We start from the raw sequence: 23941 nt of genomic DNA on the forward strand, positions 1-23941 counted from the left end.
CCGCAAGCCCGCCCGGCCGCAGGCCGGGCGTTTATAAGGAGGAATCACCATGCGTGTTCTCATTGCAGCCGGCGGCACCGCCGGACATATCAACCCCGCACTGGCCATTGCCGGTGCTCTGAAAAAGGCTGACCCTACCGCCGAGATCCACTTTGCAGGCCGTAAGGAGGGCATGGAGTACCGTCTGGTCACACAGGCGGGTTACCCCTTCCACCATATCGAAATCACCGGCTTCCAGCGCAAGCTCAGCCTGCACAACATCAAGCGCAATATCATTACCCTGTGGAATCTGGCCCTCTCCGGCCCTAAGGCCAAGGCCATGATGAAAGAGGTAAAGCCGGATCTTGTCATCGGCTGCGGCGGCTATGTGTCCGGCCCGGTGGTGCGCTGCGCCGCCAAAATGGGCATCCACACCGCTCTGCATGAGCAGAACGCTTTTCCCGGTGTGACCAACAAGCTGCTGGCCCCGGATGTGGATATCGTATTTGCCGCTGTGCCCGCCGCTGTGGAAAAGCTGGGCGCACCGGACAAGACCCTTGTGGTGGGTAATCCCGTGCGGCCGGAGGTGTTTGTACAGGCCGCGAATCGCGAGGCCATCCGTGCACAGCTGGGTGCGGGCGACCGCACCGTCATTCTGTCCTTCGGCGGAAGTCTGGGTGCACGCCGGGTCAACGAGGTGGTGGCAGACCTCTGCGCTTGGGAGCAGCACGAGCACAAGCCGGTGCTGCACCTGCACGCCACCGGACAGTACGGCGTACAGCTGTTTGAGCAGCTGCAAAAGCAGAAGGGCTTTGCCCCCGGCGACAGCCTTGTGGTAAAGGAATACATCAACAATATGCCGGAGCTGCTGGCAGCGGCAGACCTCGTCATCAGCCGCGCCGGTGCGCTGACGCTGGCCGAACTGGAAGCCGTGGGACGCGCCGCTGTGCTGATCCCCAGCCCCAATGTGGCGGAGAACCACCAGTACTACAACGCCATGGAGCTGCAAAAGGCCGGGGCGGCTGTGGTCATTGAAGAAAAAGACCTGACCGGCGAAAAGCTGGTGCAGACTGTTTCTACTATGCTGACACAGCCCGGCAAGCTGGCCGAAATGGGCAAAAACGCCCGCAGCCTGTCGGTGGACGACAGTCTGGACCGCATCACTGCGGCGCTGCTCAAGCTGGTCAAGACCCCGTGATGCAGACGTGGAATAAACAAGAAGGAAGGTGCGAATGATGCAGCAGAACCGTGACCGCAACGGCAGACCCCGGAACACGAGACCCTATGATCTGAACCGGGATGTGGCGCGCACCTCTGCGCCTTCGCAGGACCCTACGCCCCGGAGCACCGGCAGCAGCCGCTACGGCTACAACGGCGAGCCGCTCAGCCGCCCGCCCTCCCGCAGCGCCAACGGCGGCGTGCGCTCCTCCCGGGCAGATAACAGCATCCAGTTCCCCACTCAGTCCCAGACCCGCCGCCCGGCGCAGGGGCAGAGGAGCAATACCACCCAGTACCCCTCTGGCAGCCGCCCGGCGGGCAGCAGACCCAAAAACGCGAAGTCTGGCGGCAAGCAGCGCCGCCCGGCAAACAATGCCCGCAGCGGGCAGAACAACCGGAAAAACCAGAACGCGCAAAACCATCCGAACCGGCAGCACCCGGCAGCCAGCCAAAATCAGCGCCTGCGCCCGGCGCAGAGCGCCCCGCAGCAGAGCCCTGCCCGGCGGGAGCAGCGCAAAAAGCGCAAGGTGACCCGCGCTACCCTGCGCCGCCGCCGGATGCTGCGCCGCCTGACCGCCTTTGCCATGCTGCTGTGCGTCATTGGTGCGGGTATCTACCTGACCATGACCATGCTGTTCCGCATCAACTCCATTCAGGTGCAGACCCCGGACGGCAAGCAGGTGACCGAGATCGCGGGCTACTCCGCAGACAGCATTTTACAGCAGATGGGCGTGCAGCTGGAAGAGAACATCTTCAGCTTTGAACCCGGCGAAAAGGCCGCTGTGCTGGAGCAGAATTTCCCACTGCTGGGCTCCATCAAGGTGATTCGGGACTACCCCAACACCGTGGTGGTGCAGGTGACCGAGGCCGTGCCCGCCTACGCGGTGCAAAACGGCAATAAATGGCTTGTGATCTCGGACAAATGGAAGATCCTGTCCGAGGAAAGCACCCAGCCCGAGGGGCTTTGCACCCTGTACGGCGGAAAGCTGCAGGATACCACCCCGGGACAGGGCTTCTGGTTCGTGGACGATGCGGACGCGGCAAGCGCCTCCGGGTCGGAAACCGCCGAAAGCGAAAGTGCAGTGAGCACCGAGACCGCCCGCATGGAAGCGCTGCGCACACTGCGCAGCAAGCTGGAGGAATACGGCCTGTCGCAGGACGTGACGCGGCTGGAAGTGGCAGACACCGAGCAGCTCGCATTTTTGTATCAGGATCGCATCAGCGTGCTGCTGGGTACGCTGAACGATCTGGATTATAAGCTGGACCGTGCCCGCTATGTGCTGACCAACGCCGATGGCAAGGGCTGCGGCCCCACCGATACCGGGCGGCTGGATTTCAGCCATACCAGCGCCAGCAGCACCCGCAAGATCTATTTTGCACAGGGCGAGCCTACTCTGCCCTCCGGCTATGTGGTGCCGCCCAAGGCCGAGGAACCCGCCCCGGCAGAGGACACCGCCGACAGCACGGAAAGCACGGAAAGCGCGGATGCTGCTGATACCACCGAACCGGCAGCTGACGCGGACACCGAGCAGCTGCCCCTGACCCACCCTGACCGCATGACGGCCAACGAAGAAGAAAACCCCATGTAAAGAAGCTTTTTGGAGGAGACTGTATGAAGCTGGAACAACTGATGGAAGGCGTGCCCTTTACCCTTGTGCAGGGCAGTCTGGATACTGAGATCGCGGATATCATCTACGACAGCCGCAAGGCTGCCCCGGGGCTTTTGTTCGTGTGCATCGTGGGCACCCAGCGGGACAGCCACACGTTTGCCGCCGACTGCGCCGCCAAGGGGGTCAGCGCGCTGGTCATCCAGCACGACATCGACCTTTCCGCCATGCCCGGGGTGACCGTGGTCAAGGTGGAGAGCAGCCGCTATGCCATGGCGCTGATGAGCGCCAACCTCTTCGGCAACCCTGCCCGCCAGATGACCATGATCGGCGTCACCGGTACCAAGGGCAAGACCACCACCACCCACATGATCAAAAGCGTGCTGGAGGCCGCAGGCCGCAAGGTGGGCATGATCGGCACCAACGGCATCTACTATATGGGACGCCACAAGGACACCGCCAACACCACCCCGGAAAGCTACGAGCTGCAAAAGACCTTCCGGGAGTTTCTGGACGCCGGCTGCGACACCGCGCTGATGGAGGTATCCAGTCAGGGTCTGATGATGGATCGCGTGGCGGGCGTGCACTACGATGTGGGCGTGTTCACCAACCTTTCGCCGGATCACATCGGCCCCGGTGAGCACAAGACCTTTGAGGAGTACCGCAGCTGGAAGGGACAGCTGTTCAAGCGCTGCGACGTGGGCGTGGTGAATATCGACGACGAGAACACCGCCGCCCTGCTGGAGGGCCACACCTGCAAGCTGGTGACCTACGGCCGCGATGAAAAGGCCGACTACCGCGAGACCGGCTACAAACTGCTGCGCACCCACGATTTTCTGGGCGTTGCCTTCCACGTTACCGGCAAGGACGAGATGGACGTGAAGGTGAATATGCCCGGCGAGTTCAGCGTGTACAACGCGCTGGCTGCGCTGGCCGTGGGCAAGGTGCTGGGTCTGCCGGATGCCGCCATCCACGACGGTCTGGGCAAGTGCGTGGTGAAGGGCCGTGTGGAGCTGGTGCCCATCAGCAAAAAGTTCACTATCCTGCTGGACTACGCCCACAACGAGGTATCCACCGAGAGCCTGCTTACCACCCTGCGCGCCTACAAGCCCCATCGTCTGGTGGTGGTGTTTGGCTGCGGCGGCAACCGCTCCAAACTGCGCCGCTACGGCATGGGCGAGATCTGCGCCAAGATGGCCGATTTCTCCATCCTCACCGAGGACAACAACCGCTTTGAAAAGGTGGAGGACATCCTTGCGGACATCCGCGAAGGCATGAACAAGGGCAACCCGGACGCAAAGTTCGTGGAGATCCCCGACCGTCTGGATGCGCTGCACTACGCAGTGGATCACGCACAGGAGGGCGATCTGATCGCCGTCATCGGCAAGGGGCATGAGACCTACCGCGACCGCGAGGGCGTCAAGACCCCCTTCCTTGAGCGGGAGCTGCTGGAAGAATATGCCCAGCAGATCGGGCTGGAATAAGAAAATAATATTATTATTGCGGGAAAAGCCGCTGCACAAAGCACTGTGCAGCGGCTTTTTTGCGCCCTGTGCAGGGGGCTATATAAAAAGGAAGCAAACTGTGACAAAAATGTAAAAGATAAAAATCTTTAACTAAAACCATTGACTTATCCGACGGTTTGGCTATAATGGTCGTGTTCGATACCTCACAAATTTTAGGTAAATAATTAAACACAAACAGTAAACATAAAGGAGAATACTACCATGACTTTCGAGGAAATGAAGAAGATCGTTGTCGATACCCTGAGCTGCGATGAGGACAAGGTGACCATGGAGGCCAGCCTGACCGAGGATCTGGAGGCCGACAGCCTGGACGCTGTGGAGCTGAACATGGCGCTGGAAGAGGCCTGCGGCGTGTCCATCCCCGATGAGGAGCTGGCAAACCTCAAGACCGTGGGCGATATCTTCAACTACATCAATGCCCATGTCTGAGGCTGACAGAGGCGAAACGCGATGAACAGTATCAAAGACCTGCTGCCGGGCAGTATGCGGGAGCGCACCTTCCAGCTGAAAGCCCGGCGGGATGCGGGTGCCGTGTGGAACGACCCGCAGTTCGTGGAATGCAAAAAGTGCGGACGCCGCGCCACCCGCCAGATCTGGAACAAGGCGCAGTACGTCTGCCCCAACTGCGGGGTGCACCTGCCCATCGGCGGGTACTACCGCCTGAGCTTGATCCTTGACAAGGGCAGCTTCCGGGAGCTGGATGCCGACCTTGCACCGCAGGATGTGCTGCAGTTTCCCGGCTATCCGGAAAAGCTGGAAGCACAGACCGGCAAGACCGGCCTGAAGGAAGCCGTCATCACCGCCACGGGGCGCATCGAGGGCACCCCGGTGGTGGCAGCAGTGCTGGACAGCCGGTTCTTTATGGGCAGCATGAGCACCACTGTGGGTGAAAAGATCACCCGCGCCGTGGAGCACGCCACCGCAAAGCACCTGCCGCTGATCATCTTCTCGGCCAGCGGCGGCGCCCGGATGCAGGAGGGCATTTTCAGCCTGATGCAGATGGCAAAGACCTCTGCCGCCATCGAGCGGTTCTCTGCCCGGGGCGGGCTGTATATCAGCGTGCTGACCCACCCCACCACCGGCGGCGTGACCGCCAGCTTTGCCAGCCTTGGCGATATTATGCTGGCAGAGCCCGGGGCGCTGATCGGCTTTGCGGGCCCCCGGGTCATTGAACAGACCATCGGCGAAAAGCTGCCCGCAGGCTTCCAGCGCAGCGAGTTCCAGTACGAGCACGGCTTTGTGGACAAGGTAGTGCCCCGTACCGAGATGCGCGAAACACTGGCGCAGCTGCTGCGTCTGCACGCCTGAGGAGGGAGCGCCTTATGATCAAGGACATCTTACAACAGCTCGCACCGCTGGATGAAAAGATCGCCGCCCTGCGCGGCGACCCGGCGGACGAGAACATGACCGATATCACCAACCACGCTGCCGAGTTGGCAGAGCTTTCCGCACAGGAGGACGCTTTGCTGTCCGGCTGCGGAGCGCTGACCGCAGAGGACAGGGTCTTTCTGGCTCGTCACCCGGAGCGCCCCCACATCGACGAGATCGTGGATGCACTGTTCACCGATTTCTTTGAGCAGTGCGGCGACCGCCAGTGCAAGGAAGATGCCGCCATTCTGGGCGGTGTGGCGCTGTTCCACGGCCAGCCGGTCACGGTCATCGGCCACCGCAAGGGCAGCACGCTGGAAGAAAACCTGCGCTGCAACTTCGGTATGCCCGGGCCGGAGGGCTACCGCAAGGCTCTGCGCCTGATGAAGCAGGCCGAAAAGTTTGACCGTCCCATCATCACCTTCATTGACACCCCGGGCGCATACCCCGGCAAGGACGCCGAGGAGCGCGGACAGGGCGAAGCCATTGCCCGCAACCTGATGGAGATGAGCGGCCTGACCGTGCCGGTGATCGCAGTGGTCACCGGCGAGGGCTCCTCCGGCGGCGCACTGGCGCTGGGTGTGGCAAACCGTATCCTCATGCTGGAAAATGCCGTCTACTCGGTGCTGAGCCCTGAGGGCTTTGCCAGCATCCTGTGGAAGGATTCCTCCCGCAGCGGCGAAGCCTGCGAGATCATGAAGCTGACCGCGCAGGATCTGTACAAGGACGGCATCGTGGAGGAGATCATCCCGGAGCCGGTGGGCGGCGCACAGCGCGCCCACGGGGTACTGTTCGGTGATCTGGACGAGGCACTGCGGCGTCAGCTGCGCAGCCTTGCCCGCATGAATGGCCGTCAGCTGGCCGAGCAGCGCTACCAGAAATTCCGTCAGATCGGAGAAATGAGGAAAGCATGAAGGGTTTGCGTCTGATCGCCACCGGCGGGGCTTTGCCCGGCCGCACGGTCACCAACGAAGAGCTGAGCCGCACCGTGGATACCAGCGACGAGTGGATCACCACCCGCACCGGCATCCGCACCCGGCACTACTGCACCGAGGGTGAAAACGCCGCCACACTGGCCATTGCTGCCGCAAAGCAGGCGCTGCAGCGCAGCGGCCTTGCCCCGGCAGACATTGCCTGCTGCGTCTGCGCCACCCTTTCCGCGCCGGATGCCACCCCAAGCGTGGCCTGTCAGGTGCAGGCGGCGCTGGCGCTGCCGGAAAACCGCCCTGCACTGGACGTGAACGCCGCCTGCTCCGGCTTTTTGTATGGCACGGCGGTGGCGCGCGGCCTGCTGGCTACGCTGGGCGGGCAGTACGCGCTGGTCATCGGCACAGAGGCGCTCTCCCGCCTGATGGACCCCGCCGACCGCTCCACCTGTGTGCTGTTCGGCGATGGAGCCGGTGCGGCGGTGTTTGAACTGACCGACACCTCCGCGCCCTTTGCCATCACGCTGGGCGCCCGGGGCGATGCCGCCATCCATGCCGGCGGCCCCAGCCGCGCAGGCTCGGCACCTATCAGCATGGACGGCAGGGCAGTGTTCCGCTTTGCGGTGGACGCCCTGCCTAAGTGCCTGCACACCGTACTGGACGAGACCGGCCTTACACTGGACGGGCTGGACTGGGTGGTCTGCCATCAGGCCAACAGCCGCATCATCGACCACTGCGTCAAGGCGCTGCACGCCGACGGTGCAAAGTTCTACAAAAACATGGATCGCCACGGCAACACCAGTGCTGCCAGCATCCCGGTGGCGCTGAACGAGCTGGCTGAGAGCGGCCAGCTGCACCCCGGCCAGACCCTTGCCTGCATCGGCTTTGGCGGCGGCCTGACATGGGGCGGCATGATCGTGGAGTATAAAGGATAAAGACCATGAAACTTTTAAACGAGATCTTGGGGACGAAATACCCCATCATTCAGGGCGGCATGGCAAACATTGCCACCGGCGAGTTTGCCGCCGCCTGCTCCAACGCCGGTGCGCTGGGCATCATCGGTGCGGGCGGCATGAATGCCGATACCCTGCGCCAGAACATCCGCCGCTGCCGGGAGCTGACCGACAAGCCCTTTGGCGTGAACATCATGCTCATGCACCCGCAGGCAGATGAGTTTGCCCAGATCGTGGTGGAGGAAAAGGTCGCCGTGGTCACCACCGGCGCAGGCAACCCGGGAAAGTACGTTTCCATGTGGAAAGCTGCCGGTATCAAGGTGATCCCGGTGGTGGCGGCTGCCGTGCTGGCACGGCATCTGGAGCCTCTGGGCATCGACGCCGTCATTGCCGAGGGCACCGAGAGCGGCGGCCATGTGGGCGAGATGACCACCATGGCACTGGTGCCGCAGGTGGTGGACGCGGTCAGCGTGCCGGTCATCGCTGCAGGCGGCATTGCCGATGGCCGTCAGCTGGCGGCTGCGCTGGCGCTGGGCGCCTGCGGTGTGCAGGTGGGCACCTGCCTGCTGGCAAGCGAGGAGTGCCCCATCCACCCTAACTACAAGGCCGCGCTGCTCAAAGCCGGGGACAGTGACACCATCGTCACCGGACGCACCGTGGGTGCGCCGGTGCGTGTGCTGAAAAACCGCATGAGCCGGGAGTATGTCCGTCAGGAAAAGGCGGGCGCGGACAAGATGGAACTGGAAAAATACACGCTGGGCAGCCTGCGCCGCGCCGTCTTTGAGGGCGACACGGTAAGCGGCAGCCTGATGGCCGGTCAGGTAGCCGGAATGCTGCACGAGGTACGCCCCGTGGCCGACATCCTTGCCGACCTGTGGCAGGGCGGGAGGCAGCGCATTGCCGCGCTGAACACCGAATGCTGACCCTTGGCGGCAAGCCCCTGCAAGTACCCATTTTGCAGGGCGGCATGGGCGTAGGCGTCTCGCTGGGCGGGCTGGCCGGTGCGGTAGCAGCCTGCGGCGGCATGGGGTGCATCTCCACCGCCGATGCAGGCTACCGGGAGCCGGATTTTGCCCGTGACCCGGCGGCAGCCAACCACCGCGCCCTGACCGCAGAGATTCAAAAAGCAAAGGCCATCGCCGGGGGCATGGGTCTGGTGGCCATCAACGCCATGGTAGCCACCCGGGACTATGCCGACGCCATCCGCACCGCCGTGGCGGCGGGGGTGGATGCCGTGGTCTCCGGTGCGGGTCTGCCGCTGGAGCTGCCGGGCATCGTGGGCACCAAAGAGGTGGCCATTGCGCCCATCGTATCCAGCGCCCGGGCGGCAAAGCTCATCCTGCGCCGCTGGGCAAAGGAGTTTGAACGCACCGCCGATTTTGTGGTCATCGAGGGCTGCAAGGCGGGCGGACATCTCGGCTTTGCCGAGGAGGACCTGCTGGCAGACCGCTGCCAGACCTTGGACGAGATTCTGCCCGGGGTGCTGGCGGAGGTAAAACCCTACGAGGAGCAATACGGCCACGCCATCCCGGTGTTTGTGGCGGGCGGCGTGTACACCGGTGCCGACATGGCACACTTTACAAAGCTTGGCGCTGCGGGCGTGCAGCTTGCCACCCGCTTTATCCCCACCTACGAGTGCGATGCCTCCCAGACCTACAAGGACGTGCTGCTGGCGGCAAAGCCGGAGGATGTGCGCATCATCCACAGCCCGGTGGGAATGCCCGGTCGCGCTCTGAACACCCCGCTGGTGCAGGCGCTGGCCGAGGGCAAGCGCTTCCCGCCCAAGCACTGCGCCCGGTGTCTCAAGACCTGCGACCCCGCCGCTGTGCCATACTGCATCACCCACGCCCTCATCGAGGCGGTGAAGGGCAACGTGGAGGAAGGGCTCTTCTTCTGCGGCGAAAACGTGGGCCGGCTGGACCGGATGCGCACCGTGCGCGAGCTGATGGACGAACTTGTGACCGAATGGAGGCAGAACTTATGAAGCTTGCCGTACTTTACGCCGGCCAGGGTGCGCAGCACCCCGGCATGGGCAAGGAATTTTACGAAGCATCTCCCGCCTTCCGGGCGGCCTTTGACAGCGCAGCGCTGGATTTTGACCTGCACCGCGTCTGCTTTGAGGACCCGGACGGCGTTTTGAATCAGACCGAATACACCCAGCCCTGCATGGTGGCCTTTGCCTGCGGCGTGACCGCCGTGCTGGCCGAAAAGGGCGTAAAGCCCGCCTATCTGGCGGGGCTTTCGCTGGGCGAATACTCCGCGCTGCAGGCAGCCGGGGTGTTCACCGCAAAGCAGGCCATCGAGCTGACCGCCTTCCGGGGCAAGGCCATGGCCGAGGCTGCAAAGGGCCTTGATTGCGGCATGACCGCCGTGCTGGGGCTGGACAGAGAAAAACTGTCTGCCTGCTGCGAGCAGGCGGCAGAGACGGGCTGTGTGCAGATCTGCAACTACAACTGCCCGGGGCAGCTGGTCATCGGCGGTGAAAAAGCCGCTGTGGAGCAGGCTGCCGTGCTGGCAAAGGAAGCCGGTGCCCGCCGCTGTATCCCGCTGAAGGTCAGCGGCCCCTTCCACACAAAGCTGATGGCTCCCGCAGGGGATGCGCTGGCACAGCGCTTTGCGGGCGAAAACTTCGGCACCATGGAGACGCCGGTGCTGTTCAACTGTCTGGGGCATGAAAAGGCCGAGACCGACAGCATCCCGCAGCTGCTGGTAAAGCAGGTGCAGAGCAGCGTCTACATGGAAGATACCCTGCGCCGTCTGGGCGAGCTGGGCGTGGACCACATTCTGGAAGTCGGCCCCGGCAGCGCCCTGAGCGGTTTTGTGAAAAAGACTCTGCCCGGGGTGGCCTGCACCGCAGTGGAGACCCCGGAACAGCTGGATGCGGTGCTGATCGCATGGAAGGAAGCAGAATGAGCGAAGAAAAGCTGACCCGCGCCGCCATTGTTACCGGCGGCAGCCGGGGCATTGGCCGCGCGGTGTGCGTGGCACTGGCAAAGCAGGGCTGCAACGTGGTGGTGAACTACTGCCACGGCGCAGAGCCTGCGGAGCAGACGGCAGCCCTCTGCCGCGCCGAGGGTGTGCAGGCGGTGACCGTGCAGGCGGATGTATCCACCGCCGAGGGCTGCAAGGCGCTGTTCGATGCCGCCGCCGAGGCCTTTGGCCGGGTGGATGTGCTGGTGAACAACGCGGGCATCACCCGGGACAACCTGATTTTGCGCCTGACCGAGCAGGATTTTGACGCGGTGTTGGACACCAACCTGAAAAGCGCCTTTCTCTGCTGCAAGGAGGCCGCCCGCCGCATGGTGCGCCAGCGCTATGGCCGCATCGTGAACCTTTCCAGCGTGGTGGCGCTGCGCGGCAATGCCGGGCAGACCAACTACGCCGCCAGCAAGGCGGGGCTCATCGGCCTGACCAAGAGCCTTGCCCGGGAGCTGGCCGCGCGGAACGTGACCGTGAACGCGGTAGCGCCCGGCTTTATCGACACCGACATGACTGCCGTGCTGCCGGAGGCAGTGCGCACCGGCATGACGCAGGGCATCCCCGCAGGCCATGCAGGCCAGCCGGAGGATGTGGCACAGGCAGTGGCGTTTTTTGCCGCAGAACAAAGCAGCTATCTCACCGGGCAGGTGCTCTGTGTGGACGGCGGCATGGCAATGTAAAGGAGAACCCTTATGGAAAAACGCAGAGTTGTGATCACCGGCCTTGGCACGGTGAACCCGCTGGGCAACAATGTGGCCGACAGCTGGGCAGCAGCCCGTGCCGGTAAATGCGGCATCGGCCCCATCACCCAGTTCGACACCACCGACTTCAAGTGCAAGCTGGCCGGTGAGGTAAAGGATTTTGACCCCGCGACCGTGGTGGACAAAAAGGAAGTCCGCAAGATGGCGCGCTTCACCCTGCTGGCACTGGGCGCTGCCGCCGAAGCCATTGCAGACAGCGGTCTTGATACCGAGGCCGAGGGCAAGGACATTGGCGTCATCCTGTCCAGCGGCATCGGCGGTCTGCCCACGATCGAGGAGCAGCACGCCCGCGGCGAGGAAAAGGGCATGGAGAAGGTAAGCCCCTACTTTGTGCCCATGGCCATTGCCAACATGGCAGCGGCACAGGTGGCTATCCGCTTTGGTCTGAAGGGCATGTGCACCTGTCCGGTCACGGCCTGCGCCGGCGGCACCAACGCCGTGGGCGACGCCTTCCACCGCATCCGGGACGGCTACGAGTCGGTAATGGTTTGCGGCGGCGCGGAGAGCTGCATCAGCCCCTTGGGCATCGGCGGCTTTACCAGCATGAAGGCGCTTTCCACCGCCACCGACCCGGACGCTGCCAGCCTGCCCTTTGACGCCCGCCGCGGCGGCTTTGTCATGGGCGAGGGCAGCGGTGTGCTGGTGCTGGAAGAGCTGGAGCATGCAAGAGCGCGCGGGGCACACATCTATGCCGAGGTGGTGGGCTACGGTGCCAACTGCGACGCCTACCACTTTACCGCGCCCGCACCTGGCGGCGCAGGTGCCATCGACTGCATGAAGCTGACCTTGGCGGACGCCGGACTTGCACCGGAGCAGGTGGACCACATCAACGCTCACGGCACCGGCACCCACATGAACGATGCCTGCGAGACTGCTGCCATTCACGCCGTGTTCGGCGCACACGCCAAGGAGATGACCGTGGTCAGCACCAAGAGCATGACCGGCCATCTGCTGGGCGGTGCGGGCGGCATTGAAGCCGTGTTTACCGCGCTGGCACTGCGGGATCAGTTTGCACCGCCCACCATCCACTATGCCCAGCCTGACCCGGAGTGTGATCTGGATTATGTGCCCAACACCGGGCGGCAGCAGGAAATGCAGTATGCGCTGAGCAACAGTCTGGGCTTTGGCGGCCACAACGCCTGCATCGCCCTGCGCAGATGGGAGGGCTGACCCATGGCAGAGCCCCGTACCGTGCGTGAAAACGCCAACACCTTGAGCAGTGTGCAGATCGCAGAAATTCTGCCCCACCGCTACCCCTTTGCCCTCGTGGACCGTGTTCTGGACTACGAGCCGGGGCAGTGGGCCATCGGCCGCAAGTGCGTCACCCGCAACGAGGAATTTTTCAACGGCCACTTCCCGGCGCAGCCGGTCATGCCCGGCGTGCTGCTGCTGGAGGCGCTGGCACAGACCGGTGCTGTGGCGGCACTGAGCCTGCCGGAAAACAAGGGCAAGCTTGCGCTGTTCGGCGGCATCAAGAGTGCCCGCTTCCGCAAGCAGGTCACCCCCGGGGACGTGCTCACCCTCCACTGCGAGCTGGTGCAGCAGCACGGCGCTGTGGGCGTAGGCAAGGCCTCGGCATGGGTGGACGGCAAGTGTGCCGTCACCGCAGAGCTGACCTTTGTGCTGACCGAAGCAGCAGAATAAAAACAAATGCAAAAAGAGATAGGCGATCCCTTTCGGGAAAGCCTATCTCTTTTTTGTTGGGGTTATTTGTGCTTATTCCAAGCTGGCTTACTCTGCGGCGGCTGTCCCGGCGTCTGCTTCAGCAGTGGGGGCAGACTCTGCCGTGGCGGTTTCGGTTGGGGCGGTCGCCGCCTGCTCCTTCTCCATCCACTCCCGTACACGGTCGGGGCGGTTGGTGATGTAGGCATCGGCGCTGGTGCGCAGCAGGCTGCGGACGGAATCTTCTGTATCCACCGTCCACAAAGACACCTTGATGCCCATCTCGTGCAGTTTGTCAATGAAACCGGCGTTTTTGTAGGCGGTGTGGTACTCGCAGCTGACCCACTCCGGCACAAAGTCCAGACTGCTGATATAGCCGGGCAGATCCCGCTGCGCCATCAGGTTTTTGTAGATCTCGTTCAGGCTCTCGCCGGGAAAGTTTGCCCGCAGCATACTTACCTTGTCGCTCATCCAGCGGGTCATCCAGCTGCAATTTTCCTCGTCGGCTGCGCTCTCCGGCAGGGCGGCATCCATGGCTTCCATGTCGTCCATGCCATTGGTCAGTCCCAGATCCTTCCAGATGATGGGTGGCGGCAGCAGCATGCTTTCCAGCTCGCCGTATACCAGTGCACCTACCCGCAGTTCGGGCATCAGCTGCTTTGCCTGCCGCAGCAGCGCGTGGTTGAAGGAAACAAGGATCACCTGTTCTACCATCTCGGTCTGCCGCAGCACTTCCAGCACCCGGGGCACAAAATCCGGGTCGTTGTCCATGGTGGATTTCAGTTCCAGATGCACGGTGCATCCCGGCATCTGCTTGCACAGCTCCATGGCTTCCTGCAGGGTGGCGATCTTTTCGTCCTGATAGATGGCGTCCTTCCAGCTGCCGAAATCCAGCTCTTTCAGATCGCCCATGGTCATATCGTAGATCTTGCCGGAAATATCCGTGTGCAGATCGATCATATAGTCATGGTGGATCACAAGCCCGGCGTCAATGGTCTGCTGTACGTCCATTTCTACGCCGTCCGCGCCAATCTCCATGGCTTTTTTAAAGGCTGTCAGGGTATTTTCCGGTGCAAGATAGGAAGCACCGCGGTGTGCAATGATCTGTGGTGTCATAAATTTTCTCCGTTATCGGTTCGTCCTCACACGTTTACGCCCCGGCGCTACCATACCGCAAACAGTGCCGGGGCGCTTGCTCAAGCCAAGTCCTCGCCGTCCGAGGCAATGACCTTTTTGTACCAGTAAAAGCTGTCCTTCCGGCTGCGGGCAAGGGTGCCGTTACCGTCGTTGTCCTTGTCCACATAGATAAAGCCGTACCGCTTTTTCATCTCGCCGGTGGAGGCGCTTACAAGGTCGATGGGCCCCCATGTGGTGTAGCCCATCAGGGGCAGCCCGTCCTCGTTGATGGCCTTTTCCATCTCTTCGATGTGCGCCCGCAGATAGTCGATGCGGCAGCTGTCGTGGATGGAGCCGTCCGGCTCTACGGTATCCACCGCGCCCAGACCGTTCTCCACGATGAACATAGGCTTTTCGTACCGGTCGTAAATGGTGTTCAGGGTCACCCGCAGACCCACCGGGTCGATGGCCCAGCCCCACTCGCTGACTTTCAGGTAGGGGTTCTTCACCGATGCAGACACGGCGTTGCCTTCCGCATTCTCTGCCGCCATCAGCTCCTTATCCACCGTGATGCAGCGGCTGGAATAGTAGCTGAAGGATACAAAATCCACTGTGCCCTCCCGCAGCGTGCGGTCGTCCTCGGGTTGTGTGTGCAGCTGCACCCCGGTGCGCTCCATCCGCTTTTTAGCCCACACGGGGTAAGCGCCGCGCACCTGTACGTCGGTAAAGAAGTAGTTGTCCCGGTCGGCCTCCTGCGCCGCCCGCACATCCTCCGGGGCGCAGGTGCGGGGGTAGAACTGCCCTGCCGCCAGCATACAGCCCACCATGGCGTCCGGCATTTTTTCGTGCGCCAGCTTTACCGCCTTTGCGCTGGCCACCAGCTCGTGATGGGCGGCCTGATACTTGACCTGCTCCACATTTTCGCCGGGGTAGAATACCAGCCCTGCGCCGGTAAAGGACAGGTGCAGCAGCATGTTGATCTCATTAAAGGTGAGCCAGTACTTCACCTTGCCTTTGAAGCGGTCGAACAGCACCTCGCAGTAGTGGACATAGGCGTCCACCATGCGGCGGTCTTTCCAGCCGCCGTATTTTTTGATGAGGGCAATGGGAGTGTCAAAGTGGCAGATGGTGACCAGCGGCTCGATGCCGTACTTATGGCACTCGTCAAAAATGCTGTCGTAGAAAGCCAGTCCTGCCTCGTTGGGCTGGGCATCATCGCCGTTGGGCAGGATGCGGGTCCATGCAATGGACAGCCGGAAGCACTTGAAGCCCATCTCTGCAAACAGGGCGATATCCTCTTTATAATGGTGATACAGGTCAATGGCCTCGTGGCTGGGGTAGAAATGTGCGTCATCGCAGCCCAGCATTTCCATAGAGCCCGTTGCCACCGGAAAACGGTCCGGGCCGAAGGGGGTCACGTCCACCGTTGCCAGACCCTTGCCGTCTGCCTGCCATGCACCCTCGCACTGGTTGGCGGCAGTAGCGCCGCCCCACAAAAAGCCCTTGGGAAATTTGCCCATACTCTTTACCTCCTTGTTTACTTTTGCGCCCCTGCGGAGCGCAGATATACTCATACTACTATGATACCGCAACCGGCGGCGCTTGTCCATGACTGCATTTTGCAAAGGTGGGTGCATTTGGGGATAAAGTACGACTTTTATCGTCAAAACGCCGAAATTCCCTGCGGTTTTTTGCGCACTTTTCACGATAAAAACACAAAACTTGCCCGTTTTTCTTTTATTCTGTTCCTTTTAAACCGCGCGGCAGTATGGTAAAATAATAGGGTAAGAACTGCGCTGCTGCGCTGCTGAGAACATGGAAAAATGGAGTGTTTGATTATGACAGAGTTCAAACCCATCAAAGAAGGCAAGGTCCGCGAGATCTACGACAATGGCGACAGCCTGATCATGGTTGCCACCGACCGCATTTCTGCGTTTGACGTCATCCTGAAAAACAAGGTCACCAAAAAGGGCACCGTGCTCACCCAGATGAGCAAGTTCTGGTTCGATTACACCCGCGATCTGCTGCCCAACCACATGCTGAGCGTGGATGTGCAGGATATGCCGGAGTTCTTCCGCCAGCCCCAGTTCACCGGCAACAGCATGATGTGCCGCAAGCTGACCATGCTGCCCATCGAGTGCATCGTGCGCGGCTACATTACCGGCAGCGGCTGGGCAAGCTACCAAAAGACCGGCAAGGTGTGCGGCATCCAGCTGCCCGAGGGCCTGCAGGAGTCCGATAAGCTGCCCGAGCCCATCTACACCCCCTCCACCAAGGCAGAGATCGGCGACCACGACGAGAACATCTCCTACGAGCAGAGCATCGACGTGCTGGAGAAGAAGTTCCCCGGCCACGGTCTGGAGTACGCCACTAAGCTGCGGGACTACACCATTGCCCTGTACAAGAAGTGCGCCGAGTATGCACTGTCCCGCGGCATCATCATTGCCGACACCAAGTTCGAGTTTGGTCTGGACGAGGACGGCAACGTGGTGCTGGGCGATGAGATGCTGACCCCGGACTCCTCCCGCTTCTGGCCGCTGGAGGGCTACGAGCCGGGTCACAGCCAGCCCTCCTTCGACAAGCAGTTCGTGCGCGACTGGCTGAAGGCCAACCCCGACAGCAACTACGACCTGCCGCAGGATGTCATTGACAAGACCATTGCCAAGTATCTGGAGGCTTACGAGCTGCTGACCGGCAAAAAGCTGTAAGCATATCCCGTATCCATAAAAATCAAGGCTGCTGCGGAAAATTTTCCGCAGCGGCCTTTTTTGCGCCCCGCCCCTTGACATTGAGCGGGGAGATGAGTAATATATGTATCGTATCGAACAGTTTCACAGCAAACAATTTGACCGAAACAGAGGAAAACCATTATGTGTACACAGCACCCTATTGAAGAGCACTGCAAGCTGGACCCGCCGTGGGATGGGCCGCAGGTCATCCCCGCCCAGCTGCGCCGGGTGGATAACCTGATCTTCCGCAGGCTGAACCAGTTTTCCCGCGCCAACGGGGTGGAGCAGACCACCCCCATGCACGGGTGGATCATCGAGTATCTTTACCGCCACCGGGACGAGCCGGTGTTCCAGCGGGACATCGAGCGGGAGTTTTCCATCACCCGCTCCACGGTGACGAACATTTTGCAGCTGATGGAGCGCAAGGGCTACATCCGGCGGCAGAGTGTGCCGCAGGACGCCCGGCTCAAGCAGCTGGTTTTGACCGAGGAGGGCATCCAACGGCACGAAAAGACTCTGCTTTCCTTCCACCAGACCGACGATTATGTGGCCGGACTGCTGACCGAGGAGGAGAACGCAGAACTGCTGCGGCTGCTGAACAAGCTGCGGGAGGCGTTGAAATAACGCCGTTTTCCGTCAAAGCGCCGAAAAAGGACTTGTTAAATTAGCAATTATGAACATTTTTCAAAAGCTATTGACATTTAAATTGTTTTGTATAAAATTGTTTTGTAACAAACAAATAAATTCAACAGGAGGGAACTCAGATGATCAAAAAGCTTGTGTCGCATCTGGGCGAGTATAAAGCCGCCTCGATCAAGACACCGCTCTTTGCTGCGCTGGAAGCCATTATGGATGTGCTGCTGCCCACCATCATGGCCTTTATCATCGATCAGGGCATTGAAAAGGGCGATATGAACGCCATCATCCGCTACGGCCTGCTTACCTTTTTGGTGGCAGCCATTGCGCTGGTGCTGGGCGTGCTGGCGGGCAAGTACGCCGCCGAGGCATCCACCGGCTTTGCCGGAAATCTGCGCGATGCCATGTATGAAAATATCCAGCATTACTCTTTTTCCAACATCGACAAATTCTCCACGGCGGGTCTTGTCACCCGCATGACCACCGACGTGACCAACGTGCAGAACGCCTTCCAGATGATCCTGCGCATGTGCGTGCGCGCCCCGGTGCATCTGGTGTTTGCAATGTTCATGGCTGTGGTCATCGGCGGCCCGCTGTCGCTGGTGTTCGTGGTGGCGATGGCTTTTCTGGTGGCGGTGCTGGCTGCCATCATGATCCCCACCTTCCACATCTTTGACCGGGTGTTCAAGAACTATGATAACCTCAACGCCTCGGTGCAGGAGAACGTTTCTGCCATCCGCGTGGTCAAGAGCTTTGTGCGCGAGGGCTTTGAAAACGAAAAATACACCGCCGCCTGCGAGAGCCTGTACAAGCAGTTCGTCAACGCGGAAAGCCGTCTGAGCTTCAATAACCCCGCTATGCTGGTGGCGGTGTACGGCTGCAACATCGCGCTGAGCTGGTTCGGCGCAAAGTATGTGCTGCACGGTGCCATTACCACCGGCCAGCTGAACGCCCTGTTCGGCTATATCATGAACATCCTTATGGCACTGATGATGCTGAGCACGGCCTTTGTCATGATCGCCATGTCCGCCGCTTCTGCCAAGCGTATCGTGGAGGTGCTGGACGAGCACACCGACCTGCCCCCGGCAAAGCAGCCTGTGCAGCAGGTGGCAGACGGCAGCATCCAGTTTGACCACGTTACCTTCAAGTATAAGCACGGCAGCGGTCAGCCGGTGCTGAACGATATCAGCTTTACCATCCGGCCCGGCGAGACGCTGGGCATCATCGGCGGCACCGGCAGTGCAAAATCCAGTCTGGTGCAGCTGATCCCCCGCCTGTACGATGCCGAGAGCGGCACTGTGCGTGTGGGCGGTGTGGACGTGCGGGATTATAACCTTGACGTTCTGCGCCGCGAGGTCTCCATGGTGCTGCAGAAGAATGTGCTGTTCAGCGGCACCATTCTGGATAACCTGCGCTGGGGCGATGCCAACGCCACCGAGGAAGAGTGCATCCGCATGGCAAAGCTGGCCTGCGCGGATGAATTCATCCAGCGCTTCCCGGATAAGTACAATACATGGATCGAACAGGGTGGCTCCAACGTGTCCGGCGGCCAGAAGCAGCGCCTGACCATCGCCCGCGCCCTGCTGCGCAAGCCCAAGGTGCTGATTTTGGACGACTCCACCAGCGCCGTGGATACCGCGACCGATGCCAAGATCCGCAAGGCCTTCCGGGAGGAGATCCCAGGCACGACCAAGATTATCATTGCACAGCGCATTTCCTCGGTGCAGGATGCAGACCGCATTCTGGTGCTGGAGAACGGCCAGATCAACGGTCTGGGCACCCATGCGGAGCTGCTGGCGACCAACGCCATCTATCAGGAGGTCTACAACAGCCAGACGCAGGGCGGCGGCGATTTTGACAAGCAGGGAGGTGCGCAGTAATGGCAGTAAAAGAAGTACATGGCCCCGGCCCGCGGGGCGCACGGGGGCCGCGCCCCAAGGTGGAAAACCCGGGCAAGCTGCTGAAGCGCATTATGGATGAAGTGTTCCGCAACTATCTGCCCCACTGCATCCTTGTGCTTGTCTGCATCGTGGTCAGCGCGCTGGCCAATGTGCAGGCCAGCCTGTTCTTGCAGACTTTGATGGACGATTACATCGTGCCCATGACCCGCCAGCAGAACCCCAGCTTTGCACCGCTGGCCGGTGCATTGGTGCGGATGTGCTGCATCTACCTTGTGGGTATTCTGGCCGCATGGGCCAACGCCCGCATCATGGTCAACGTAACGCAGGGCACGCTGCGCAATCTGCGCACCAAGCTGTTCACCCACATGGAAAGCCTGCCCATCCGGTATTTTGACACCCATCCTCACGGCGATATCATGTCCGTGTACACCAACGACGTGGATACCCTGCGCCAGATGCTCAGCCAGAGCATCCCGCAGCTGGTGTCCAGCGTCATCACCATCGTATCCGTGTTTTTCAGCATGTGTATGCTCAGCTGGCAGCTGACCATCGTTACCATGCTCATGGTGGCGCTGATGCTGTTCTGCTCCAAGCAGATCGCAAAAAGCTCCTCCAAGTACTTCATCCAGCAGCAGCGGGATCTGGGCAAGGTGAACGGCTACATCGAGGAGATGATGGAGGGCCAGAAGGTGGTCAAGGTGTTCACCCACGAGCAGCAGACCCTTGCCGGCTTCCGTGCGCTGAATGACCAGCTGAAGGAAAGCGCCAAGCAGGCCAACGCCTTCTCCAACATTATGATGCCGGTCAACGCCCAGCTGGGCAACATCAGCTACGCCATCTGCGCACTGACTGGTGCAGCCATGGCTGTGGGCGGCGTTGGCGGCATGACTCTTGGCACCGTGGTGGCCTTCCTCAGTCTGAACAAGGGCTTCAATATGCCCATCAGTCAGGTGTCCATGCAGGCCAACAGCGTTATTATGGCACTGGCTGGTGCCGAGCGCATCTTCAAGATGATGGACGAGCCCAGCGAGACCGATGAGGGCTATGTGACGCTGGTAAATGCCAAGTACGACCGCAACGACCAGCTGGTGGAAACTGCCGAGCGCACCGGCCTGTGGGCGTGGAAGCACCCCCACCACGATGGCACTACCACCTACCACAAGCTGGCGGGCGATATCACCTTTACGGACGTAGACTTTGGCTATGTGCCGGAAAAAACGGTGCTGCATGACATCAACCTGTATGGCCGTCCGGGGCAGAAGATCGCCTTTGTCGGCTCTACAGGTGCGGGCAAGACTACCATTACCAACCTGATCAACCGCTTCTACGATATTCAGGATGGCAAGATCCGCTACGACGGCATCAACATCCATAAGATCAAAAAAGCCGATCTGCGCCGCTCGCTGGGCATCGTGCTGCAGGACACCCACCTGTTCACCGGCACGGTGATGGAGAACATCCGCTATGGTCGGCTGGAGGCCACCGATGAAGAGTGCATCGCCGCCGCCCGCCTTGCCAACGCAGATGGCTTTATCAAGCGCCTGCCGGAGGGCTACAACACCATGCTGACCGGCGATGGCGCCAACCTCTCGCAGGGACAGCGCCAACTGCTTGCCATTGCCCGCGCAGCCGTTGCCGATCCCCCGGTGCTGATTTTGGACGAGGCGACCTCCTCCATCGATACCCGAACCGAGGCGCTGGTGCAGCGCGGCATGGACGGCCTGATGTACGGCCGCACCAGCTTTGTCATCGCGCACCGCCTGTCCACCGTCCGCAATGCAGACTGCATCGTGGTGCTGGAACAGGGCCGCATCATCGAGCGCGGCAGCCACGACGAATTGATCGCCAAAAAGGGCAAGTATTACCAGCTTTATACCGGTAATCTGGCCGAGAACTAAGCAATTTCCCACCTTCTCACAAAGCCGCCGCACAGCCATGCCGCCGTGTGGCGGCTCTCTTTTATATTATAGAAAAGAAAAAACCACGGTGCGTGGTGCGCATCGTGGTTAAACAGGCCTATGAACAGGAACGGGGAACGGCGTTGAAACCGTTCCCCATCGATTGGCATTTGGTGGGTGTGCCCCTTCCCACATTTCTTTTGGCCCGATGGGCGTGTAGCAGCACATTCTCTACTTCAAATGCAACCTTATCCTATGATTATTATAGCATTTTTATTCTTTGATGTAAAGAATGGGGTTCCGCTCCATGAGTTTTTTCAGATTTTTATCGCGAATCCGATAAAATGTCATAACAGAATTTTTAAAATCCGGGTTATCTGTATCCAAGACTAAACGGATAACGACATTCAGATTTGTGTCAGGAAGCTTCTTTACAGCAAATATCGTGCCTGCGTTCTTTAAGTCTTGGAGCAGGATGTCTGGAGAAAGTATAGAGTCACGCCCGTACTGTTCAAACAAATTATAATCTTCTGGATGGCGTTCCTTGATATGAGCGATTCTCTCGTCTGTTATAATGACTTCTGTGGTTTGTAGATGCCCAAATGTTGAAATAAGTGGAGTAGGGTCTAAATTACCGAGAACCGTCAGAATTATTATCTCCACGCTCCTGTCATTGTCGATAAAATAAAGTATAACATGATTTTATATGGCTGTAAAGGCAGACGCTTGTTTCCCATTGTGTCTGCTATTTCCCGCTGTGACCTCTCCCGTGAAAATCGTCCGCTCCCCGGTATACAAACGCCCCGGGCTGTGCTAGAATGGAGCAAACGAGAAAAAGGCTGGTGAGTGTATGCATCCTTTGACGGAATATCCCCGCCCCGCCATGCGCCGGGACAGCTACGAGAACCTGAACGGCCCGTGGCAGTACGCCATCACCGCCTCGGCACAGCGCCCGGCGGGCTGGGACGGTGAGATCTTAGTGCCCTACGCGCCGGAGTGCCGCGCCTCCGGGGTGGGGCGCACATTGCAGCCCGGGCAGTGGCTGCACTACCACCGATATTTTGCGCCGCCCGCCGGGACGGGCGGACGGGTGCTGCTGCACTTTGGCGCAGTGGACTACGCCTGTGCCGTGCAGGTGAACGGCCATCTGGTGGGCGGCCACCGGGGCGGCTACTGGCCCTTTACGCTGGATATCACCGCGCAGCTCAACGGCACAGGCCGCAACAGCCTGTGGGTGGCGGTGCAGGATCCCACCGGCCACGGCACACAGGCGCGGGGCAAGCAGACTTTGCAGCCCGGTGGGATGTTCTACCCCGCGCAGAGCGGCATCTGGCAGACGGTCTGGCTGGAGCGGGTGCCGGAAAATTACATCCAGTCTCTCACCGTTACGCCGGACTACGATGCCCGCACCGTGACCGTGAAAGCCCATACCTCTGCACCCGGCGGCGCGGCGAACCTGTGGGCGGTGGTGCGCGCCGGGGGCGTGACCATTGCCGAGGACTGGGGCGGTGATGAGGCCGACCAGGACGGTGAGGTGACGCTGCATATTGCGGACGAGTATTTCTTCCCATGGAGCCCGGATACGCCCTTTTTGTACGATTTGACCGTGGGCACCACGCAGGGAGAGGAAGAGCAGTTCGACACCGTACACAGCTACTTTGCCCTGCGCAAGTGGAGCTGCGCACCGGACGCAAGGGGCGTGCTGCGCTTCTGCCTGAACGATAAGCCCATTCTGCTCAACGGCCTGCTGGATCAGGGCTACTGGCCGGAAGGACTGTACACCCCGCCCTCGGATGCGGCGGTGGAACGGGAGCTGAGCGAGATAAAGGCGCTGGGCTACAACCTGCTGCGCAAGCATGCAAAGATCGAGCCGCAGCGCTGGTACTACCACTGCGACAGGCTGGGGCTTGTAGTCTGGCAGGATATGGTCAACGGCGGCAGTAAGTATAACCTGTGGTTCGTCACCTACCTGACCAATGTTTTGCAGCCGCTTATGCGCCGCCTGCCGGACAAGGCGGCGCTGTGGGGACTGCTGAGCCGGGGCAGCGAAAGCAGCCGGGAAGAATACCGCCGGGAGCTGGAAGATACGGTGCAGGCGCTGCGCTGTCACCCCTGCGTGGGCTGCTGGGTGCCCTTCAATGAGGGGTGGGGACAGTACGATGCCGCCGGGGCAGTACAGGCCATCCGTGCGCTGGACGACACCCGCCTTGTGGACGAAGCCAGCGGCTGGTACGATCAGGGCGGCGGGGATGTATACTCCCTGCACAACTACTTTTACCCCCTGCGGGTGCGCCCGCAGACCCGCACCGTGGCCCTGAGCGAATACGGCGGCATTGCATGGCCCATGCCCGGGCACGAGCCGCCCCGCAAGACCTACGGCTACGGCACGGCCAAAAGCCGGGAGGAGCTGACCGCCCGCTACAAAAAATTGCAGCTGGGCACGGTGCTGCCGCAGCTGCAAAAGGGGCTTTCGGCGCTGGTGTACACCCAGCTGACCGACGTGGAGGACGAGGTGAACGGCCTGTTCACCTACGATCGCACCGCCATCAAGCCGGACGCCAATGCCGTCCGTTCGGTGAACGCCGCCCTTGCCGCAGAGTTTGCAAAAGTAATAAAATAAAAACAACGCCCGGGTTTTCCACCTTCCGCAGAAAGGATGTGGAAAACCCGGGCGTGTTGTTT

At 60.8% G+C, this 23941-nt stretch carries 21 protein-coding genes; 18 read left to right on the forward strand and 3 right to left on the reverse strand.

The window, feature by feature from the left end; translation table 11 throughout:
• Positions 1-49 precede the first annotated feature (49 nt).
• The 13 genes from murG (at position 50) to fabZ (ending at position 12961) form a co-directional block, all read left to right on the forward strand.
• Complete coding sequence (gene murG, locus WMO44_RS05435; RefSeq protein ID WP_349151995.1) at positions 50-1177, forward strand: undecaprenyldiphospho-muramoylpentapeptide beta-N-acetylglucosaminyltransferase; 1128 nt, start codon at positions 50-52, stop codon at positions 1175-1177.
• A 34-nt stretch (positions 1178-1211) separates the two neighbouring features.
• Positions 1212-2786, forward strand: a complete 1575-nt coding sequence (locus tag WMO44_RS05440; RefSeq protein ID WP_349151996.1) for a cell division protein FtsQ/DivIB — start codon at positions 1212-1214, stop codon at positions 2784-2786.
• A gap of 23 nt (positions 2787-2809) precedes the next feature.
• Positions 2810-4288, forward strand: coding sequence for a UDP-N-acetylmuramoyl-L-alanyl-D-glutamate--2,6-diaminopimelate ligase (locus WMO44_RS05445; RefSeq protein ID WP_097778493.1), 1479 nt, complete (start codon positions 2810-2812; stop codon positions 4286-4288).
• Between the two features lie 243 nt (positions 4289-4531).
• Complete coding sequence (acpP, locus tag WMO44_RS05450; protein WP_015537410.1) at positions 4532-4759, forward strand: acyl carrier protein; 228 nt, start codon at positions 4532-4534, stop codon at positions 4757-4759.
• A gap of 21 nt (positions 4760-4780) precedes the next feature.
• Positions 4781-5638, forward strand: coding sequence for an acetyl-CoA carboxylase, carboxyltransferase subunit beta (gene accD, locus WMO44_RS05455; RefSeq protein WP_097778494.1), 858 nt, complete (start codon positions 4781-4783; stop codon positions 5636-5638).
• 14 nt (positions 5639-5652) lie between these two features.
• On the forward strand, positions 5653-6612 hold the full coding sequence (locus tag WMO44_RS05460) for an acetyl-CoA carboxylase carboxyltransferase subunit alpha (RefSeq protein WP_118657862.1): 960 nt from the start codon (positions 5653-5655) through the stop codon (positions 6610-6612).
• Entirely contained in the window at positions 6609-7559 is a 951-nt protein-coding gene (locus tag WMO44_RS05465) for a beta-ketoacyl-ACP synthase 3 (RefSeq protein WP_349151997.1), read from the forward strand. The genes WMO44_RS05460 and WMO44_RS05465 overlap by 4 nt, the downstream gene beginning before the upstream one ends.
• A 5-nt stretch (positions 7560-7564) precedes the next feature.
• Entirely contained in the window at positions 7565-8500 is a 936-nt protein-coding gene (locus WMO44_RS05470; RefSeq protein ID WP_015537414.1) for a nitronate monooxygenase, read from the forward strand.
• A complete protein-coding gene (locus WMO44_RS05475) occupies positions 8494-9561 on the forward strand; it encodes an NAD(P)H-dependent flavin oxidoreductase (protein ID WP_349151998.1) in 1068 nt (355 codons plus the stop codon). Before WMO44_RS05470 ends, WMO44_RS05475 begins: the two co-directional genes overlap by 7 nt.
• The gene (gene fabD / locus WMO44_RS05480) at positions 9558-10490 is read left to right on the forward strand and encodes an ACP S-malonyltransferase (RefSeq protein WP_349151999.1); all 933 of its coding nucleotides are present in this window, start codon (positions 9558-9560) and stop codon (positions 10488-10490) included. The genes WMO44_RS05475 and fabD overlap by 4 nt, the downstream gene beginning before the upstream one ends.
• On the forward strand, positions 10487-11236 hold the full coding sequence (fabG, locus tag WMO44_RS05485; RefSeq protein ID WP_349152000.1) for a 3-oxoacyl-[acyl-carrier-protein] reductase: 750 nt from the start codon (positions 10487-10489) through the stop codon (positions 11234-11236). The genes fabD and fabG overlap by 4 nt, the downstream gene beginning before the upstream one ends.
• A gap of 12 nt (positions 11237-11248) precedes the next feature.
• Positions 11249-12487, forward strand: coding sequence for a beta-ketoacyl-ACP synthase II (gene fabF / locus WMO44_RS05490; protein WP_249253265.1), 1239 nt, complete (start codon positions 11249-11251; stop codon positions 12485-12487).
• Between the two features lie 3 nt (positions 12488-12490).
• Positions 12491-12961, forward strand: a complete 471-nt coding sequence (gene fabZ / locus WMO44_RS05495) for a 3-hydroxyacyl-ACP dehydratase FabZ (RefSeq protein ID WP_005921009.1) — start codon at positions 12491-12493, stop codon at positions 12959-12961.
• A gap of 87 nt (positions 12962-13048) precedes the next feature.
• Here fabZ and WMO44_RS05500 read toward each other — a convergent pair whose 3' ends face one another.
• Both WMO44_RS05500 and WMO44_RS05505 read right to left on the reverse strand, forming a co-directional pair.
• Positions 13049-14095 (reverse strand): glycerophosphodiester phosphodiesterase, encoded by a 1047-nt coding sequence (locus WMO44_RS05500; RefSeq protein ID WP_349152001.1) that lies wholly within the window; start codon positions 14093-14095, stop codon positions 13049-13051.
• A gap of 80 nt (positions 14096-14175) precedes the next feature.
• Positions 14176-15615, reverse strand: a complete 1440-nt coding sequence (locus WMO44_RS05505) for a 6-phospho-beta-glucosidase (protein WP_349152002.1) — start codon at positions 15613-15615, stop codon at positions 14176-14178.
• A gap of 318 nt (positions 15616-15933) precedes the next feature.
• Between WMO44_RS05505 and WMO44_RS05510 the strand changes: the two genes are divergently transcribed.
• The 4 genes from WMO44_RS05510 to WMO44_RS05525 all read left to right on the forward strand — a co-directional run bounded on the left by WMO44_RS05510 (position 15934) and on the right by WMO44_RS05525 (position 21259).
• Positions 15934-16803, forward strand: coding sequence for a phosphoribosylaminoimidazolesuccinocarboxamide synthase (locus tag WMO44_RS05510; RefSeq protein WP_044959632.1), 870 nt, complete (start codon positions 15934-15936; stop codon positions 16801-16803).
• A gap of 162 nt (positions 16804-16965) precedes the next feature.
• The gene (locus WMO44_RS05515) at positions 16966-17448 is read left to right on the forward strand and encodes a MarR family winged helix-turn-helix transcriptional regulator (RefSeq protein ID WP_118657852.1); all 483 of its coding nucleotides are present in this window, start codon (positions 16966-16968) and stop codon (positions 17446-17448) included.
• A 140-nt stretch (positions 17449-17588) separates the two neighbouring features.
• The gene (locus WMO44_RS05520; RefSeq protein WP_349152003.1) at positions 17589-19340 is read left to right on the forward strand and encodes an ABC transporter ATP-binding protein; all 1752 of its coding nucleotides are present in this window, start codon (positions 17589-17591) and stop codon (positions 19338-19340) included.
• Positions 19340-21259, forward strand: coding sequence for an ABC transporter ATP-binding protein (locus WMO44_RS05525; RefSeq protein ID WP_348816675.1), 1920 nt, complete (start codon positions 19340-19342; stop codon positions 21257-21259). The genes WMO44_RS05520 and WMO44_RS05525 overlap by 1 nt, the downstream gene beginning before the upstream one ends.
• A gap of 273 nt (positions 21260-21532) precedes the next feature.
• On the opposite strand, the gene WMO44_RS05530 is transcribed toward WMO44_RS05525, so the two are convergent.
• Positions 21533-21922: a hypothetical protein gene (locus tag WMO44_RS05530; RefSeq protein WP_118657849.1), complete on the reverse strand. Its 390-nt coding sequence runs from the start codon at positions 21920-21922 to the stop codon at positions 21533-21535.
• A 187-nt stretch (positions 21923-22109) separates the two neighbouring features.
• Between WMO44_RS05530 and WMO44_RS05535 the strand changes: the two genes are divergently transcribed.
• Entirely contained in the window at positions 22110-23879 is a 1770-nt protein-coding gene (locus WMO44_RS05535; protein ID WP_349152004.1) for a glycoside hydrolase family 2 protein, read from the forward strand.
• Positions 23880-23941: the final 62 nt, after the last annotated feature.

Source organism: Faecalibacterium tardum, assembly GCF_040096515.1.
GTDB classification, from domain to species: Bacteria; Bacillota; Clostridia; order Oscillospirales; family Ruminococcaceae; genus Faecalibacterium; species Faecalibacterium tardum.

Excerpts from the sequence above, each read along its gene's own strand:
- murG (WP_349151995.1), top strand. The coding sequence starts at position 50 with ATGCGTGTTCTCATTGCAGCCGGCGGCACCGCCGGACATATCAACCCC.
- WMO44_RS05440 (WP_349151996.1), top strand. The coding sequence starts at position 1,212 with ATGATGCAGCAGAACCGTGACCGCAACGGCAGACCCCGGAACACGAGA.
- WMO44_RS05445 (WP_097778493.1), top strand. The coding sequence starts at position 2,810 with ATGAAGCTGGAACAACTGATGGAAGGCGTGCCCTTTACCCTTGTGCAG.
- acpP (WP_015537410.1), top strand. The coding sequence starts at position 4,532 with ATGACTTTCGAGGAAATGAAGAAGATCGTTGTCGATACCCTGAGCTGC.
- accD (WP_097778494.1), top strand. The coding sequence starts at position 4,781 with ATGAACAGTATCAAAGACCTGCTGCCGGGCAGTATGCGGGAGCGCACC.
- WMO44_RS05460 (WP_118657862.1), top strand. The coding sequence starts at position 5,653 with ATGATCAAGGACATCTTACAACAGCTCGCACCGCTGGATGAAAAGATC.
- WMO44_RS05465 (WP_349151997.1), top strand. The coding sequence starts at position 6,609 with ATGAAGGGTTTGCGTCTGATCGCCACCGGCGGGGCTTTGCCCGGCCGC.
- WMO44_RS05470 (WP_015537414.1), top strand. The coding sequence starts at position 7,565 with ATGAAACTTTTAAACGAGATCTTGGGGACGAAATACCCCATCATTCAG.
- WMO44_RS05475 (WP_349151998.1), top strand. The coding sequence starts at position 8,494 with ATGCTGACCCTTGGCGGCAAGCCCCTGCAAGTACCCATTTTGCAGGGC.
- fabD (WP_349151999.1), top strand. The coding sequence starts at position 9,558 with ATGAAGCTTGCCGTACTTTACGCCGGCCAGGGTGCGCAGCACCCCGGC.
- fabG (WP_349152000.1), top strand. The coding sequence starts at position 10,487 with ATGAGCGAAGAAAAGCTGACCCGCGCCGCCATTGTTACCGGCGGCAGC.
- fabF (WP_249253265.1), top strand. The coding sequence starts at position 11,249 with ATGGAAAAACGCAGAGTTGTGATCACCGGCCTTGGCACGGTGAACCCG.
- fabZ (WP_005921009.1), top strand. The coding sequence starts at position 12,491 with ATGGCAGAGCCCCGTACCGTGCGTGAAAACGCCAACACCTTGAGCAGT.
- WMO44_RS05500 (WP_349152001.1), bottom strand. The coding sequence starts at position 14,095 with ATGACACCACAGATCATTGCACACCGCGGTGCTTCCTATCTTGCACCG.
- WMO44_RS05505 (WP_349152002.1), bottom strand. The coding sequence starts at position 15,615 with ATGGGCAAATTTCCCAAGGGCTTTTTGTGGGGCGGCGCTACTGCCGCC.
- WMO44_RS05510 (WP_044959632.1), top strand. The coding sequence starts at position 15,934 with ATGACAGAGTTCAAACCCATCAAAGAAGGCAAGGTCCGCGAGATCTAC.
- WMO44_RS05515 (WP_118657852.1), top strand. The coding sequence starts at position 16,966 with ATGTGTACACAGCACCCTATTGAAGAGCACTGCAAGCTGGACCCGCCG.
- WMO44_RS05520 (WP_349152003.1), top strand. The coding sequence starts at position 17,589 with ATGATCAAAAAGCTTGTGTCGCATCTGGGCGAGTATAAAGCCGCCTCG.
- WMO44_RS05525 (WP_348816675.1), top strand. The coding sequence starts at position 19,340 with ATGGCAGTAAAAGAAGTACATGGCCCCGGCCCGCGGGGCGCACGGGGG.
- WMO44_RS05535 (WP_349152004.1), top strand. The coding sequence starts at position 22,110 with ATGCATCCTTTGACGGAATATCCCCGCCCCGCCATGCGCCGGGACAGC.